13 protein-coding genes, 4 tRNA genes and 1 pseudogene are annotated in these 15,730 nt (G+C 64.2%); 11 read left to right on the top strand and 7 right to left on the bottom strand.

Features of this window, described 5'->3' with window-relative positions:
* Positions 1-60 precede the first annotated feature (60 nt).
* From uvrC to P9255_RS14790, 6 genes are all read left to right on the top strand, one after another.
* The gene (uvrC, locus tag P9255_RS14815; protein ID WP_309764406.1) at positions 61-2,232 is read left to right on the top strand and encodes an excinuclease ABC subunit UvrC; all 2,172 of its coding nucleotides are present in this window, start codon (positions 61-63) and stop codon (positions 2,230-2,232) included.
* 126 nt (positions 2,233-2,358) lie between these two features.
* Positions 2,359-2,955: a CDP-diacylglycerol--glycerol-3-phosphate 3-phosphatidyltransferase gene (gene pgsA, locus P9255_RS14810; RefSeq protein WP_309764407.1), complete on the top strand. Its 597-nt coding sequence runs from the start codon at positions 2,359-2,361 to the stop codon at positions 2,953-2,955.
* 155 nt (positions 2,956-3,110) lie between these two features.
* Positions 3,111-3,186, top strand: a tRNA-Gly gene (locus P9255_RS14805).
* A gap of 80 nt (positions 3,187-3,266) precedes the next feature.
* Positions 3,267-3,342, top strand: a tRNA-Gly gene (locus P9255_RS14800).
* A 78-nt stretch (positions 3,343-3,420) separates the two neighbouring features.
* Positions 3,421-3,494 (top strand) — tRNA-Cys (locus P9255_RS14795).
* Positions 3,495-3,602: 108 nt separating this feature from the next.
* Positions 3,603-4,097, top strand: coding sequence for a GNAT family N-acetyltransferase (locus P9255_RS14790; RefSeq protein ID WP_309789963.1), 495 nt, complete (start codon positions 3,603-3,605; stop codon positions 4,095-4,097).
* Here the strand turns inward: P9255_RS14790 and P9255_RS14785 are convergent.
* Positions 4,004-4,912, bottom strand: a pseudogene (locus tag P9255_RS14785) (cytochrome c oxidase assembly protein). The gene P9255_RS14790 and the pseudogene P9255_RS14785 overlap by 94 nt on opposite strands.
* A gap of 2 nt (positions 4,913-4,914) precedes the next feature.
* Positions 4,915-5,547, bottom strand: a complete 633-nt coding sequence (locus P9255_RS14780; RefSeq protein ID WP_309789962.1) for an SCO family protein — start codon at positions 5,545-5,547, stop codon at positions 4,915-4,917.
* Between the two features lie 275 nt (positions 5,548-5,822).
* On the opposite strand from P9255_RS14780, the gene otsB reads away from it, so the two are divergent.
* Positions 5,823-6,575 (top strand): trehalose-phosphatase, encoded by a 753-nt coding sequence (otsB, locus tag P9255_RS14775; protein WP_309789961.1) that lies wholly within the window; start codon positions 5,823-5,825, stop codon positions 6,573-6,575.
* On the top strand, positions 6,575-7,957 hold the full coding sequence (gene otsA / locus P9255_RS14770) for an alpha,alpha-trehalose-phosphate synthase (UDP-forming) (protein ID WP_309789960.1): 1,383 nt from the start codon (positions 6,575-6,577) through the stop codon (positions 7,955-7,957). Before otsB ends, otsA begins: the two co-directional genes overlap by 1 nt.
* A gap of 59 nt (positions 7,958-8,016) precedes the next feature.
* Here the strand turns inward: otsA and P9255_RS14765 are convergent, their stop codons facing one another.
* The gene (locus P9255_RS14765; protein WP_309789959.1) at positions 8,017-9,897 is read right to left on the bottom strand and encodes an ABC transporter ATP-binding protein; all 1,881 of its coding nucleotides are present in this window, start codon (positions 9,895-9,897) and stop codon (positions 8,017-8,019) included.
* Between the two features lie 843 nt (positions 9,898-10,740).
* Here P9255_RS14765 and P9255_RS14760 point away from each other — a divergent pair.
* The 3 genes from P9255_RS14760 to P9255_RS14750 all read left to right on the top strand — a co-directional run bounded on the left by P9255_RS14760 (position 10,741) and on the right by P9255_RS14750 (position 13,447).
* Complete coding sequence (locus P9255_RS14760) at positions 10,741-11,802, top strand: glycosyltransferase family 4 protein (protein WP_309789958.1); 1,062 nt, start codon at positions 10,741-10,743, stop codon at positions 11,800-11,802.
* Positions 11,803-12,092: 290 nt separating this feature from the next.
* Positions 12,093-12,926: a hypothetical protein gene (locus tag P9255_RS14755; protein ID WP_309789957.1), complete on the top strand. Its 834-nt coding sequence runs from the start codon at positions 12,093-12,095 to the stop codon at positions 12,924-12,926.
* A gap of 47 nt (positions 12,927-12,973) precedes the next feature.
* Positions 12,974-13,447: a DUF2214 family protein gene (locus P9255_RS14750; RefSeq protein WP_309764416.1), complete on the top strand. Its 474-nt coding sequence runs from the start codon at positions 12,974-12,976 to the stop codon at positions 13,445-13,447.
* A 91-nt stretch (positions 13,448-13,538) separates the two neighbouring features.
* Here the strand turns inward: P9255_RS14750 and P9255_RS14745 are convergent.
* From P9255_RS14745 to P9255_RS14730, 4 genes are all read right to left on the bottom strand, one after another.
* Positions 13,539-13,613 (bottom strand) — tRNA-Val (locus P9255_RS14745).
* A 67-nt stretch (positions 13,614-13,680) separates the two neighbouring features.
* A complete protein-coding gene (gene dnaQ / locus P9255_RS14740; protein ID WP_309789956.1) occupies positions 13,681-14,418 on the bottom strand; it encodes a DNA polymerase III subunit epsilon in 738 nt (245 codons plus the stop codon).
* Positions 14,419-14,443: 25 nt separating this feature from the next.
* On the bottom strand, positions 14,444-14,905 hold the full coding sequence (gene rnhA, locus P9255_RS14735) for a ribonuclease HI (RefSeq protein WP_309764418.1): 462 nt from the start codon (positions 14,903-14,905) through the stop codon (positions 14,444-14,446).
* Positions 14,905-15,726, bottom strand: a complete 822-nt coding sequence (locus P9255_RS14730) for a methyltransferase domain-containing protein (protein WP_309764419.1) — start codon at positions 15,724-15,726, stop codon at positions 14,905-14,907. The genes rnhA and P9255_RS14730 overlap by 1 nt, the downstream gene beginning before the upstream one ends.
* Positions 15,727-15,730 lie beyond the last annotated feature (4 nt).

Below are 15,730 nucleotides of genomic sequence, written 5' to 3'. Positions count from 1 at the left end.
TCCGCCGCACGGTGCGCCGCCTCCCTTGTCCCTTCCGCGCATCGTCACGATATTCGCTGCATGACTCCGACCGACGCCCCCGACCCGACTTTCGACCCGAAGAAGACGCTCGCGCAGTTGCCGCATCTGCCCGGCGTGTACCGCTATTACGACGGCGACGGCGCCGTGCTTTACGTCGGCAAGGCGCGCAACCTGAAGAAGCGCGTGTCGAGCTACTTCACGAAGACCCTGCATTCGCCGCGCATCGCGATGATGGTCACGCGCATCCGCAAGATCGAGACGACCGTCACGCGTTCCGAAGCCGAGGCGCTGCTGCTCGAAAACAATCTGATCAAGGCGCTCGCGCCGCGCTACAACATTCTCTTTCGCGACGACAAGTCGTATCCGTTCCTCAAGCTGACCGGGCACGCGTTTCCGCGCATGGCGTACTACCGCGGCGCGGTCGACAAGAAGAACCAGTACTTCGGGCCGTTTCCGAGCGCGTGGGCGGTGCGCGAGAGCATCCACATCCTGCAGCGCGTGTTCCAGCTGCGCACGTGCGAAGACTCGGTGTTCAGCAATCGCACGCGTCCGTGTCTGCTGCATCAGATCGGGCGATGCACCGCGCCGTGCACCGGCCTCATCAGCGAGGAGGATTACGCGCGCGATGTGTCGAACGCGTCGCGCTTTCTGCTCGGCCGGCAGGGCGAAGTGATGAAGGAGCTGGAAGAGAAGATGCATGCCTTCGCGGCCGAGCTCAAGTTCGAACAGGCGGCGGCGGTGCGCAATCAGATGAGCTCGCTGTCGACGGTGCTGCATCAGCAGGCCATCGAGGTCGGCGGCGAGAGCGATGTCGATATCCTCGCGGTCGTCGCGCTGGGCGGCAAGGTATGCGTGAATCTGGCGATGGTGCGCGGCGGGCGCCATCTCGGCGACAAGGCGTATTTTCCGGCGCACGTGGAAAGCGCGATGCCGCTCGCCGAGGACGACGACGAAGCGGGCCTCGAAGACGACGAAGCCGTCGAAGCGGACGTGCAGGCACTCGTCGATGTACCCGCGCCGGAATTCGAAGCGATCGCGCACGCCGCGAGAGAAGAGGCAGCGGCGCAAGAGGGCGTGCCTTCGACAGAAGGCGATGCCGGCGCGGCGAGCGTCGAGGCCCAACTGGACGTCGAGGACCAGACCGAACCCGCCGTGCGCGAAGGCGCGCTCGAATCCGAAGTGCTGGAAGCGTTCATGGCGCAGCACTACATCGGCAACCGCGTGCCGCCGGTGCTCGTCGTGAGCCATGCGCCGGCGAGCCGCGAGCTCGTCGATCTGCTGATCGAACAGGCCGGGCACAAGGTCACGCTGCTGCGCCAGCCGCAAGGTCAGAAGCGCGTGTGGCTGTCGATGGCCGAGCAGAACGCGAAGCTCGCGCTCGCGCGTCTCCTGTCGGAGCAGGGCTCGCAGCAGGCGCGCACGCGCTCGCTCGCGGAAACGCTCGGGCTCGACATGGACGACCTCGCGCTGATGCGCATCGAGTGCTTCGACATCAGTCATACGATGGGCGAAGCGACGCAGGCGTCGTGCGTGGTGTATCACCATCACAAGATGCAGTCGGGCGAATATCGGCGCTACAACATCACCGGCATCACGCCCGGCGACGATTACGCCGCAATGCGCCAGGTGCTCACGCGCCGCTACGAAAAGATGGTCGCGCAGGCGGCGGCGAACGCGAACGAGGAAGCCGCGACGATGCAGCCCGACGCCGCCGCCGATCCCAACGTCACGCCCGATGCCGCGCCGGCCCTGGCCGCGGGCGGCACGCTGCCGAACATCGTGCTCATCGACGGCGGCAAGGGGCAGGTGGAAATCGCGCGGCAGGTTTTCTCGGAACTCGGGCTCGATCACGGCATGCTGGTGGGCGTCGCGAAGGGCGAGGGGCGCAAGGTCGGCCTCGAAACGCTCATCTTCGCGGACGGCCGTCCCGCGCTGGAGCTCGGCAAGGAAAGCGCGGCGCTGATGCTGGTCGCGCAAATCCGCGATGAAGCGCACCGTTTCGCCATCACCGGCATGCGGGCGAAGCGGGCGAAAGCGCGTCAGACATCGCGGCTGGAGGAACTCGAAGGCGTGGGCGCGAAGCGGCGTCAGCGCTTGTTGTCGCGGTTCGGCGGACTGCGGGGCGTGCAGGCGGCGAGCGTCGAGGACCTGGCGAGCGTGGAGGGCATATCGCTTGCGCTTGCGCAGCAGATTTACCGGCAGTTGCATTGACGGGAAACCCCGTCGCGCGGGTTGCGGCAGGCCGCGCGGTTGCATGAGCACGCGCCTTGTGAGCGTCGGATCGACGCGGCACAATGGCGCCTCCCACACCTCTCGCACTCGATCTCACTTTCGCCCATGCCGTTCAATCTACCGATCTTCCTGACGTGGCTGCGAATCGTGCTGATTCCGCTCGTCGTGGGCGTGTTTTATCTGCCGGACATGATGTTGAGCCTCGAGCATCGCAACCTGCTTGCGATGATCATCTTCGTGCTCGCGGCGCTCACCGATTGGTTCGACGGTTTCCTCGCGCGCAAGCTCGATCAGACGTCGGCGTTCGGTGCGTTTCTCGACCCCGTCGCCGACAAGCTGATGGTCACCGCCGCGCTGCTCGTGCTCGTGCAGAGCGCGCGGCTCAACGCGGTGATCGCCCTCGTGATCGTCGGACGCGAGATCACCATATCGGCGCTGCGTGAATGGATGGCGCAGATCGGCGCATCGAAGAGCGTCGCGGTAAATTCGCTCGGCAAGTTCAAGACGGTCTGCCAGATGATCGCCATCCCCATGCTGCTGTTCTACGGCCGCCTGAATATCCCAGGCACGCAATGGGTGCTCGATTCACGCGTGTGGGGCTTGTGGCTCATCAACGTGGCGGCGTTTCTCACCGTCTGGTCGATGTTCTACTACATGAAGCTCGCCTGGCCGCAGATTCGCGAGCGCGGCGGCATGCGGTGAAACGGTCGCGAGGAGAAGCGCAAAAAATTGCGTCGAAGCCGAAAAAACCGCAGACAAAACAGTTGACAGGTCGCTTTGGCTTCTACATAATCTCGTTTCTCTGATGCGCGACGCGAAGCAGTAACAAAGCGAAGCGAATCAGGCAAGCAGTCAATGCGGGAGTAGCTCAGTTGGTAGAGCGCAACCTTGCCAAGGTTGAGGTCGCGAGTTCGAGACTCGTCTCCCGCTCCAGTTTCAGAATTTCGGTGTGAGCAGCGCGAGCCGAATGGGTGGCGAAGCGGCATCGGAATAGCAGTAGCAGCGCAGGATATGCGGGAGTAGCTCAGTTGGTAGAGCGCAACCTTGCCAAGGTTGAGGTCGCGAGTTCGAGACTCGTCTCCCGCTCCAGTCAAAGGGGAAGCAACGCTTCCCTTTTTGTTTGGTAGTCTGGCCGGCTTTGATCGGCCAGCAAGCCACACCGCTTTTGGCGCGATAGCAAAGCGGTTATGCAGCGGCCTGCAAAGCCGTTTAGACCGGTTCGACTCCGGTTCGCGCCTCCACTTAAAAAGCCCTGACTTGTCAGGGCTTTTTCTTTTTCCGCGGCGTTTTGCTCGCGCTGCCTCGCGGCATAATTGCGGCACGCCGCAAGGCCCCCGATTCCTACAACGATGACCACCCAACTCTCCGACCTTGAATGGCGCTGGAAGCGCTTCGATGATCTGATCACCGCGGAGGTCTACGACATGCTCGCCGCACGCAGCGCGGTGTTCGTCGTCGAGCAGAACTGCGTTTATGGCGATATCGACGGGCTCGATGTCGATGCGTGGCATCTTCTGGCATACGGACAAGGCGAACCGCGCCCGAAACTCGCCGGCTATCTGCGCGTGCTGCTGCCGGGCCATCCGGATGAAAACGAGAAGGACGTCCGCATTGGCCGCGTGCTGACCACCGCCGGCTTTCGCGGCATGAAGCTCGGTAACGCGATGCTGCAGCGCGCGCTCGAAGAAATTCTCAAACAATGGCCCGACCAGCCGATTAGCCTGCATGCGCAGGCCCATTTGCAGCGCTTCTACGGCGCGTTCGGATTCGTCGCATCGTCGGGGGTGCATGACGAGGACGGCATCCCGCACGTGTGGATGCGCCGTCCCGGCTTCGACTCCTGACGCAGCCGCGCGCGCGCAGACAGCCGCAGCCAGTGACGCAGCGCGATCAGCGCGCCGACCACGCTCATCATCGAGCCGGGAATCCATAGCAAGAGTCCGCCGATCTGCTGATCGCGCATCGGCGTGATCCAGGTGAAGGCGCGGCCGCAAATCGAATAGATCGGATACAGCTCGTGCGGCGTGAAGAAGATGAACGCGCCGAGGACGATCTGCGGCGGAATTGCGGCAATCACGACGAGAATGCGTCAACCGGGCGCGAGCCGCGCGGGCGGCGCGGGACGCGGATCGAGCACGAGCCACCAGAAGAGCAGGCCGTCGATCACCATGCTCCAGTTCATCACGCGATAGAGGCGGTAATCGAGCATCGCCTTGAAGTGAATCGGCGATAGCAGCCAGAAGTAGATCAGCCCGACGAAAAGCGTCACCGCGACGAGCGGATTGAACACGATATCGAACGTCACGCGAGCGACGCGCGTCCGCCCGGCCGGACGCAGCCAGCGCCGCCGCCATTCGAACGGCACGCCCGCGCGCAGCGCCGCGCCCGGATACGACAGCGCGATCAGAAACGGCCCGAGGTGATGCAGCACCAGATGCTGCAGCCGGTGCATGAAAAACTCGTGCTCGAAGAAGTAATCGAGCCGCGTATGCAGCGCCACGTACAGCGCGCTCAGCCCAAGCCAGAATGCGATGCGGCGCGATACCGATACCCGCGCATGCCCCGCGCCGCGCGCAAAAAGCACGGCGGCGATGAGTATCGCGGCCACGACCGTCGGCGACGGCTCCCAGGGTTCGAGCCAGTAAAGCAGCGTCGTCATCGTCACGCGTCCTTCGCGTGGATGATGCGGCGCAGATCGGCGGCGATCGCGTCGATCGAATCGCGGTCCGTGGCGAGCAGGCGCGCGCGGCCGTCGCGATCGAAGATATAGACCGCCGAGCTGTGCGTCACTTCATACGCGCCGTTCGGATCGCGCTTTTCCATCTGATACGCCACGCGATACCGCTGCGCGACGGCCTCGATCGCGCGATCGCCACCCGTGAGGCCGACTGCGTGGCGGTCGTCGAACGCGCGGACGTATGCGTGCAGGAGCGCGGGCGTATCGCGGGCGGGATCGACGGAAACGAACACGACGCGCGCCGCGTCTGCATCCGGCCCGAGCTGCCGGAGCACCTGCATCAGACGCGCCATCGTTTCGGGACAGACATCGGGGCAGTGCGTGTAGCCGAAAAAGACGAGCGTCGCGCGGCCGGCGAACGAACGGCCGGTGACGTGCGCGCCGGTGTCGTCGGTGAGCGAGAAGTTCAGATCGGGCAGGTGGCCGGACACGTCGGTCAGACGCCACGGCTCGGCCGGACGCGAGCACCCGGCGAGCGCACACAACGAAATAAGCGCGGTGAGAACGCGCCAGCGGCTCGCGCGCAGGAACGGCAAAGTGGGGAACGAAGCGTGCATCGGAAGTGGTCGGAGCGGCGTGCGGCGGGGGTTTGAAGGCAGGAACATCTATCGCAAAATACACGCCTTCGAGGCCGTAGGTGGCGCATCATCTACCTTGCGGCTTATTTTTGAGACGATTTGCCGCATACTTCAGGCTCGCCGAAAGCCGGACGCACGCATCCGTAAGTCGAGCGGCTCCGCAATCGAAAGCCGACGCACATAACATGCGCGCCTTCGGCGTCGGCCCCGCCGCGACGAAGCAAGCCACGAGGCAAACCACAGGCCAAAGATCGATGCAAATTCTTCCCGATTCTCTGTCTCTTGCCGAGACCGCGTTCTTCTTCGATTTCGACGGCACGCTCGTTGAACTCGCCTCCACGCCCGACGGCATCTTCGTGCCGCGTTCGGTGCCCGACATCCTTGCATCGCTGCGGCGCGCGACCAATAACGCGGTCGCGGTCGTGTCGGGGCGCGGCATCGACAATATCGATTCGTTCCTGCAGATACCCGATCTGCCCGTCGCCGGGATGCACGGCGCGGAGCGGCGCGACGCCAACGGCGACGTGCAGCGCATCGGCTTCCACGACGAGCGGCTCTTGCGCATGGAGCACGTGCTCGAAGGCGTGGTCAACGCGAATCCGGGCATGCTGCTCGAAATCAAGGGCGCGGCGCTCGCGCTGCATTACCGGAATGCGCCCGAGCGCGAGCCGACCGCGCGCGCGGCCACCGAGCGTCTCGTCGCGGAATACGCCGATGCCTACGTGCTTCAGCCGGGCAAGATGGTGTACGAAATCAAGCCGAAGGGCGTCAACAAGGGCCGCGCGTTGCGTGCATTCATGGCCGAGCCGCCGTTCACGGGACGAAAGCCTGTCTTCATCGGCGACGATCTCACCGACGAGAAAGGCTTCGCGGTCGTCAACGAATTCGATGGCCTGTCGATCAAGGTCGGCGCGGGCGAAACCGTGGCGCGGGCGCGCATCGAATCGGTGGAACTGCTGCTCGACTGGCTCCAGGTGATCGCGGGCACGGCAGGGAAGCACGCCTGATGGGCCGCCTGATCATCGTGTCGAACCGGGTTGCGCCGATCTCGGAAGGCGGCCCGGCGGCGGGCGGGCTCGCGGTCGGCGTCTATGACGCGCTCAAGGAAACCGGCGGCGTGTGGTTCGGCTGGAGCGGCGACGTGCTGGCTGCGCCGCCCGAGGCGATCACGCTGGAAGAGCAGGGGCCGGTGACGTTCGCGACCATCGGTCTCGCGCGCCGCGATTATGACCAGTATTACCGCGGCTTTTCGAACGCGACGCTGTGGCCGGCGTTTCACTATCGCCCGGATCTGATCGAATTCGATCCCGAAGAATACGACGGCTATTGCCGCGTGAACCGCTGGCTCGCCGCGCAGCTCGTGCCGCTGCTCAGGCCCGACGACGTCATCTGGGTGCACGACTATCACCTGATTCCGTTCGCTCAGGCGTTGCGCGAACTGGGCGTGACGAACCGCATCGGCTTCTTCCTGCACATCCCGTTTCCGGCGTCGCAGATTCTGTTGAGCGTGCCGCGTCATCGAGAATTGATCGAGGCGCTGTGCGCGTTCGATCTGCTCGGCTTCCAGACCAGCCCCGACCTGCATGCGTTCTGCGATTACATCGAGACCGAAGCGGGCGGCGCGCTCATCCGGCACACGACGAAGCCGGTGGAAGTTCGCGCGTTCGGCAAGGTGCTGAAGGCGGCGGCGTATCCGATCGGCGTGTATCCCGATGAGGTCCGCGCGCTGGCGAAAGACGGCGAAAGCGGCCGCGACGTGCAGACCGTGAAGGCGACGCTGCACGAACGCAAGCTCGTGATGAGCGTCGATCGGCTCGATTATTCGAAGGGACTGGTCGAGCGTTTCCGGGCGTTCGAGCGCCTGATGGAGCACGATCCGCAGCAGCGCAACAACGTGTCGTTCCTGCAGATCGCGCCGCCGACGCGCTCGGACGTCAACGCCTACCGCGATATCCGGCTGCAACTGGAAGCGGAGTCCGGCCGCATCAACGGTCGATACGCCGAGCTCGACTGGACGCCGATCCGCTATATCCATCGCCAGTACGAGCGGCCGGTGCTCGCTGCGTTGTTCCGCGAGGCGCATGTCGGTTTCGTCACGCCGCTGCGTGACGGCATGAATCTGGTCGCCAAGGAGTACGTGTCGGCGCAGGACCCGGACGATCCCGGCGTACTCGTGCTGTCGCAATTCGCGGGCGCGGCGCGGGAACTGAAGGCGGCGTTGATCGTGAATCCGCTCGATATCGACGGCATGGCGGAAGCGCTCGCCACTGCGCTGGCGATGCCGCTCGACGAGCGGCGCGCGAGACATCGCGACATGTATGCGCTGCTGCGGGACAACAACGTGTCGGTGTGGCGCGATAACTTCCTGCGCGATCTGAAGGCGCGCTGAGCGCGTAAAAAAGCCGCGTTTCCTTTCAGGAAACGCGGCTCGATCTCGCTTTGCTTTCCTTACGCCGGCTGCTTGTGCGGCGTCGCGACGATCGAGGGCAGCTTGCCGTGCTGCTTCGCCAGCAACTCCCGATACAGCCCCGGACGTTCGCGCAGTTCTTGCGGCGAGCCGTCGTCGATGACCTTGCCCGCGCTCATCACGATAATGCGATCGAAGTTCTGCAGTGTCAACAGACGGTGCGCAATCGCGATGACCGTGCGGCCGACCATCAGCCGGTCGAGCGCCTGCTGAATCGCTTCTTCCGATGCGCTGTCGAGCGCCGAGGTCGCCTCGTCGAGCAGCAGGATCGGCGCGTTCTTGAGAATGGCGCGCGCAATCGCGATGCGTTGCCGCTGCCCGCCCGACAGCTTCACGCCGCGATCGCCGACGATCGTATCGAAGCCTTCCGGCATCGCTTCGATGAAGTCCGTGCAGCGCGCCTCGCGCGCGGCGGCGAGCACTTCCTCGCGGCTCGCATCGGGACGTCCGTACGCGATGTTCTCGAACACCGTGCGATGGAACAGCGAAATGTCCTGCGGCACCAGCGCAATCGCGTGGCGCAGGCTGTCCTGCGTGATCGCGGCGATATCCTGCCCGTCGATCTTGATGCTGCCCTTCTGTGTCTCGTAAAAACGCTGCAGCAGCGCGAGGACGGTCGATTTGCCCGCGCCCGACTTGCCGATCAGACCGACGCGCTGACCCGGCTCGATATGCAGATGGAAGTTGTCGAGAATCGGGCGGCGGCGCGGATAGGCGAACGTGATGCCTTCGAAATCGACGCGCCCGCCCTGCGGCACGAGTTCCGTCGCGTCTGAGCGATCCGGCATGCCGTGCGGTTCCAGCAACGTCTGCACGGCTTCGGCGAGGCGCGCGACGTGCTGCGTCACATCGACGAGAGCGACGGCGAGATCGCGCGTGCCGTGCAGGATGGTGAAGCCGAGCGAGCTGACGAGCACGATATCGCCCGAGGTCGCGCGGCCTTGCGACCACAGCCACAGGGCCCAGCCGAGGAGGCCAGCCGACAGAATCGCCGTCACGACCGCGTGAAAGAGGCGCAGCTTTTCAAGGTACAGCAGGCTTTGCTGACGCGCGACCATCTCGGCCTTCACGGTCGAGCCGAAGCGCTTCTGCTCGCGGAACGTCATGCCGAACGCGCGCACGAGCGACATGTTGCCGATCACGTCAACGAGCTCGCCGTCCACCGAGGCGGCCTTCGACGCGAAACTGTGATGCCGCGCCGAACCGCGCTTGGCGAGCCGATACAGGATGAACGCGAGCACCAGCGAGCAGCACATCAGCCCGGCGGCCATCAGCGGGTTCACCGCGACGATCATCACGATCGCGCCCAGCACCGCGATACAGGGCGGCAGGACGTTCCACGCCATCACGTTTTCGGACGTGTAGATGGCGTTCGATGTCGCCGTGATGCGGCTCGCGAGCATACCCGGCTGCTTTTCGGAGAAGTACGTGGGCGAGTGGCCGGAGAGATAGGAGAAGAGGTCCTTGCGCAAGTCGCCGGTGACGATCACGAACACGTGCGCGCCGACCCAGCCGCCGACCCGCCAGAGCAGGTTGTCGGCGGCGATCAGCCCGACCAGGATCATGAAGGCGCCCCAGAGCGGACCGGGATGGCCGCGCCCCTGGCCGAGCACGTCGATCAGATGCTTGATCGCGTATTGCGATGCGAGCGCGCAACCGACCGCGGCGAAAACGCTGCAAAGCACGATGGCATGGGCGACCGGATGCCGGCGGATGTAGCGCATCAGGAACGCGAGCGGGCGATTCGCGTAGCTCGCGAGCTTCGCGTTGTGCGCGTTACGCTGGGAGACGGTGAGTTGGTCCAATGGTCTTTTTTGGTCGTAAAGCGGTTGAGCGTGTGTTGCGTCTTCGGGCGATGCCATTCACATCACGTCTGTCCGATGCGCTGGACATCGAACCCGGCGACGACGCGCCGTCTCCACTGGCTGAATTGTAGCCAGTAACCGGAAAGGCGAACGTCATTCAGGCAAACGATGCGCGGCCCGTTCCGCCGGCTCTGCATCGAACAGTCGTTCATTCAGCCGGCGAGGCGGCGGCGCTGCGTCGATAGACGGCCGCACACGACCTTGGGCTTGGGCGCGCATTGTAAGCACAACGCGCGCATTTTTGCGATGGAGCGTGGCCGGACGCGGAATTCATCCACTGGAGGCCCGCGCTCGTGACCGGAGGCGCCTTCACGACAACGGGGAGAAAGCACGCGTCGCGCCAGCGTCTTGCTCGAAGCCGCCGCGCCGGGCGCGCGCGAAGCGGCTCCGGTGCGTGACCGAAGCACGTGCTCCAATGTAGAACAACCTTAATAAACAGGGGTTTGCAAAGTGTTTCCCCCGTGTAACAAGGTAAATAAGTTGAAATGCACCGCCTATTTGCGCCGTCGCAAGCTCCATAATGCGCCCCAGCTTCTCACCGGCTTTTGAACAAGCCGATAGCACGAAAATATTCGACAGCTTTCTGTAGGAAGCCGTCAACCTGCCGGGAGGAAGCGCGTTATTTCCATGCGTGGCGCTTTTTGAGATATGGTCTCGGACCTGCCCTGTTCCGAGTCGCGCCAAGCAGTGATCGGCGACCCCCGCTTCTTTCACTCGAGCACCAGCTTTCACGCCGCGGCGACTGCGCAGTGACTGCTTTCGCCCGAGGCGAGCGATTCGCTCCCGACGTCAACACGACAGCAGTACTTTGCCTGATCTTTCATTAGGAGTTTCACGACAATGCGAATCGCTCAAATCGCGCCCCTCCACGAGGCTGTTCCGCCGAAGCTGTATGGCGGCACGGAACGCGTGGTGTCATATCTGACCGAGGCACTCGTCGAGGCCGGACACGACGTCACGCTCTTCGCGAGCGGTGATTCGCAAACGTCCGCGAAGCTCGAAGCTTTCTGGCCGCAGGCGTTGCGTCTCGATCCGACGATCCGCGACACGATGGCTCCGCACATGCTGCTGCTCGAGGAAGTCCGCCGCCGCGCCGACGAATTCGACGTGCTGCATTTCCACATCGACTATTACCCGTTCTCGCTGTTCGCGCGCCAGCCGGTGCCGTTCCTGACGACGATGCACGGCCGCCTCGACCTGCCCGAGCTCCAGCCGATCTTCCGCACGTTCAACGACGTGCCGGTCGTGTCGATTTCGGACAACCAGCGCCAGCCGCTGCCGCAGGCGAACTGGCTGTCAACGGTGTATCACGGCCTGCCGGAAAACCTGCTGACGCCGATCCCGAACGTGAAGCCGGGCTATCTCGCATTCCTCGGCCGCATTTCGCCGGAAAAGCGCGTCAACCGGGCGATTCGCATCGCGCAGGCCGCGGGCATGAAAATCAAGATCGCCGCCAAGCTCGACAAGGCCGATCGCGCCTACTACGAAGAAGAGATCAAGCCGCTCTTCGCGCTGCCGCACGTCGAGTACATCGGCGAAATCAGCGAAGCCGAGAAGACCGAGTTCCTGGGCAACGCGCACGCGCTGCTGTTCCCGATCGACTGGCCGGAGCCCTTCGGTCTCGTGATGATCGAGGCGATGGCCTGCGGCACGCCGGTCATCGCGTTCAATCGCGGCTCGGTGCCGGAAGTGATCGAGAACGGCGTGTCGGGCTTCGTCGTGGAAGACGAGTTGTCGGCGATCGCCGCGGTGAAGCGTCTCGACACGCTGTCGCGCGCCAAGGTGCGTGAAGCGTTCGAAACGCGCTTCTCGTCGAAGGTCATGGCTGCGCGCTACGTGCAGAACTACGAGGAACTGCTGCGCCAGAAGCGCCGCACGGTTCTGCGCGAAGCCAACGCCTGAGCGTCGTTGCATCGCCCGTGCCGCAGCGATGCGGCATGACCGACGCCCCGCGTGCCGCAAGGTGCGCGGGGCGTTGTGCTGTCGGCACAGTCAAGTGGCAAATTGGAGCGCGGGGCCGCGTTCGCGTTGCGAAACCTCTGACGACATCCGCAATCTCCCTATAATGACCGGGCTTCGCGAGGCGAAGCGCATGGCCGCCCGACGGCGTGCATCATGTATCGATGGCAATCAATTGCATGGGACCGAATGCGGCGCAAGAACGCCCGCGCCGGTCGAGAGGAGCGCACGTTTTGGCGAGAACCAGGCAAACCAGCGCGGCGCCGGCACCGGGCGCAGGCACCGTTTTCGCGCTGCGGGCGATCGGAGTCGTACTTGCGGCGCGATGGGCGTTCTCCATGTCGCAGATGGGCTATTTGTCCTCGCTGCGCGCAATGACATCATCGCCGTGGGCGTGCCTCAACCTGGTGCTCATTTTTCTGCTGATTGTCCTGCCGGGCGCGAAGGCGCGCATGGACCGGCCGCTGCATCCGCTGCCGCAATGGCTTCGGCAGGCGCTGCGCTTTATCGCGCTGCTCACGTTCGGATTCGCGGTGTTCTCGGTCGGCGCGTTCGTCTGGACGGCGGGCTGGCGGCGGTTCTTGCATGCGCTCGCCGAGACCAACGGCTGGATGGCCGTCGGCCCGGCGCTGTATGCAGTCGTGATGTGGATCTGCCGCCCGCGCGCGCTGTGGCGCACGAACATCGCGGCGAGGCGCTTCGCCATCGGCCGATACGCCATTTCCCTCGATCCCGTCACCCGCACCGCGATGGTCTGGGCCGAGAGCCGCAAGCTCGGCCAATACGACGCGCGCGAGCTTTCGGTCAAATGGCCGACGCCGCCTGACACCCGCGCCGCATCGTCCCCGACGATACTGACGCCATCGACGCAGCCGGCTGCGCCGTCGGTGCAAGGGAACGGCATCGCGCGGCGAGGCTGGTTCACACGCCGTCCGAAAGTCGAGTTGCTCTGGGATTCGCCCGCCGCTGCCGGGCACAACCGCACGACGGTGTTTCGCGCGCCGCTCGCCACCGAAGGCGATCGCAGCGCGGCGCGTGCGCTGGATAGCACCCTGCATCAGGTTTGATGCCGTTGTAGCGAGCAGGTCTTTCTTGTCGATCGTGGGAGGAAAGGATGCTGATACGCTGGTTGCTTGCCGCACTTCATCTGCTTGCTTTCGGCTTCGCGCTCGGTTCGGTGCTCGGGCGTGCGCGCGCGTTGCGGAGGCTCGACGCCGTGCAGTCGGTGCAGGCGAACGCAACGCGTCTGCGCGACGTGTTCCGCTCCGACTCCGTGTGGGGCGTGACGGCAATCGTGCTGATCGTGACGGGCGTGATGCGCGCGTTCGGCGGCTTCGAGAAGGGCGGCGCGTACTACCTGCATGAGCCTCTCTTTCACTTGAAGATGACCGCGCTGGTGGCGATCCTGCTGATCGAAGTGTCGCCGATGCTCGCGCTGATCCGCTGGCGTATGGCGCTCGCGCAGGGCGGGGCGATCGACTTGACGCGCGCGCGGCGCTTCGCATGGATGAGCGACGTGCAAGCGGCGCTTGTCATCATGATGGTGATTGCGGCGAGCGGAATGGCGCGCGGCGTGTGGGCGCATTGAAGCGAACGTGGCCGACAAATGAAAAGGGCCCGAGTCGTGAGACTCGGGCCCTTTGATCTTCGGTGTCTTGGCTTTACCAGCACCAGAATCCTGGTGGGTAGTACTGGGATCGAACCAGTGACCCCTGCCGTGTGAAGGCAGTGCTCTACCGCTGAGCTAACCACCCGAAGAGATTGAGATTATGTCAGGACTATCGCTCTTCGTAAAGCCGTTCTTTAAGAAAAAGCGAAAAATTATGCGGCGACGGCATCAGGCTCAGTTTCGGCCGCTTCGATGCGCCACACGCTCGTGCCTTTGACCGCCTTGTCGAGATCGTTAAGGACGGCTTCGTGTGCAGCGAGTTCGTCGGTCGTCGCAGCGATCACCGGCAGATCGAGATCGTCGAGCGAAATGCGCGGCGCGTCGCTCGCGCCTTCGAGCTGCGCTTCGCCCAGCATGTCGATGACGAGGCTTTCCTGGCCGCGCGTCATCGCCAGATAGACTTCGGCGAGCAGTTCCGAGTCCAGCAGCGCGCCGTGCAGCGTGCGATGTGCATTGCTGATGCCGAAGCGGTCGCACAGCGCATCCAGCGAATTGCGCTTGCCGGGGAACATCTGCTTTGCGTGTACGAGCGAATCGATCACCCCCGCGCACATCTCCGTGACCTTCGGCAGTCCGAGCAGCGCGAACTCCATGTCGAGGAAGCCGATGTCGAACGGCGCGTTGTGGATGATCAACTCGGCGCCCGTGATGAAATCGCGCAACTCGGCGGCGATCTCGGCGAACTTCGGCTTGTCGCTCAGGAATTCGGTCGTGAGACCGTGCACGGCGAGCGCGCCCGGGTCGCTATCGCGCTCGGGATTCACGTAGAAATGCAGGTTGTTCCCGGTCAGCCGGCGATTCACGAGCTCGACACAGCCGATTTCGATGATCCTGTCGCCCGTGCGAGCGTTCAGGCCGGTGGTTTCCGTGTCCAGTATCAGTTGGCGCATGAGATGTCTTTGTCGGTGCGTACGTTCAGCTGTCGGCAAGCGATGTCACGCCGCGATTGGCGAGCGCATCGGCGCGTTCATTCTCCGGATGGCCCGCGTGACCTTTCACCCAGCGCCATTCGATCTGGTGCTGCGCGACGAGCGCATCAAGCCGCTTCCAGAGATCGGCATTCTTGACGGGCGTTCTGGCGGCGGTCATCCAGTTCTTCTTCTTCCAGCCGTGTATCCACTCGCTGATGCCTTTCTGCACATATTGGGAGTCGGTGTGGATCACGGCATGGCACGGGCGTTTGAGCGCTTCGAGCGCGGCGATTACGGCCATCAGCTCCATGCGATTGTTGGTCGTGGCGGCTTCTCCGCCGAACAGCTCCTTTTCCAGCGAGCCAAAACGGAGCAGGGCGCCCCATCCGCCGGGGCCGGGATTGCCTTTGCAGGCGCCGTCCGTATAGATGTCGATTACTTTCGTCGATGCGGATTCTTCAGTCATCAATGCTCGTTGCGAGTGTGCGGGGCGGCGACGGGCGCGAGGCCGGGCGCGAGCGCAGGCTTCTTCAGCTTGGCGGGACCGATGAGCCGCATGCCGCGCACGCGCTTCACTGCGGTAATCATGTAAGCCGCGCCGAAGATGGGCCACCAGCGGTCGCCGGCAGGCTCCATGAACTGATAGCGCTGCAGCCATTTATCGGTGAGAAGCGGCGGACGATAGCAGCCAAACCGCCCGCGTTCAAGGTCGAATCCGAGCAGCTTGATCCAGTCCTTGATACGCGTGAACGCGATCATCTCGTGCGCGGCGGGCACGAACGGCCGTCCCGCCACCTTGCCGAGCGATTGTCGCGCCCCCCACAGGCTCAATGAATTGAACCCGAGAATAATCAACTGGCCCTCGGCCACGAGCACGCGCTCCGCTTCGCGCAGAAGCCGGTGCGGATCACGCGAGAACTCCAGCGTATGCGGCAGCACGAGCAGATCGACGCTCTGCGCCTCGAACGGCAGGTCGAGCAGGTCGCACCAGACGGTGCTGCGGCCGTCCGGCGCGCTCGCGGCCGGCAGCGCACTGACGCCGTGGCCGGCGGCATGCGGCAGCGTGTACGGCGCGCTCGCGCCGCTTTCCGAATCGAGCACGAGCGCGCGACCCGTCATGCGGTTCTCGCGCAGCGCATCGAGTTGCGGCATGCCGAGCTGAAGCGCGTGATAGCCGAAAATGTCCGACACCACGCGATCGAGCTGCGCCTGCTCCCATTCGAGCACGTAGCGCCCCGGCGCGGAGTTCGTCCAGGCGGGCCAGTCTATAATCGCTCGGTCAGACATGTTC

Origin of the sequence: Caballeronia sp. LZ019 (assembly GCF_031450825.1) — a bacterium.
Lineage (GTDB): Bacteria > Pseudomonadota > Gammaproteobacteria > Burkholderiales > Burkholderiaceae > Caballeronia.
This window is presented reverse-complemented; position numbering and strand designations above follow the sequence as displayed.

Bases quoted from the DNA above. Each gene is read 5' to 3' on its own strand.
- otsA (WP_309789960.1), top strand. From the start codon at position 6,575: ATGGGCCGCCTGATCATCGTGTCGAACCGGGTTGCGCCGATCTCGGAA.
- pgsA (WP_309764407.1), top strand. From the start codon at position 2,359: ATGCCGTTCAATCTACCGATCTTCCTGACGTGGCTGCGAATCGTGCTG.
- P9255_RS14730 (WP_309764419.1), bottom strand. From the start codon at position 15,726: ATGTCTGACCGAGCGATTATAGACTGGCCCGCCTGGACGAACTCCGCG.
- P9255_RS14790 (WP_309789963.1), top strand. From the start codon at position 3,603: ATGACCACCCAACTCTCCGACCTTGAATGGCGCTGGAAGCGCTTCGAT.
- P9255_RS14765 (WP_309789959.1), bottom strand. From the start codon at position 9,897: ATGGCATCGCCCGAAGACGCAACACACGCTCAACCGCTTTACGACCAA.
- dnaQ (WP_309789956.1), bottom strand. From the start codon at position 14,418: ATGCGCCAACTGATACTGGACACGGAAACCACCGGCCTGAACGCTCGC.
- rnhA (WP_309764418.1), bottom strand. From the start codon at position 14,905: ATGACTGAAGAATCCGCATCGACGAAAGTAATCGACATCTATACGGAC.
- P9255_RS14780 (WP_309789962.1), bottom strand. From the start codon at position 5,547: ATGCACGCTTCGTTCCCCACTTTGCCGTTCCTGCGCGCGAGCCGCTGG.
- P9255_RS14760 (WP_309789958.1), top strand. From the start codon at position 10,741: ATGCGAATCGCTCAAATCGCGCCCCTCCACGAGGCTGTTCCGCCGAAG.
- otsB (WP_309789961.1), top strand. From the start codon at position 5,823: ATGCAAATTCTTCCCGATTCTCTGTCTCTTGCCGAGACCGCGTTCTTC.
- P9255_RS14750 (WP_309764416.1), top strand. From the start codon at position 12,974: ATGCTGATACGCTGGTTGCTTGCCGCACTTCATCTGCTTGCTTTCGGC.
- uvrC (WP_309764406.1), top strand. From the start codon at position 61: ATGACTCCGACCGACGCCCCCGACCCGACTTTCGACCCGAAGAAGACG.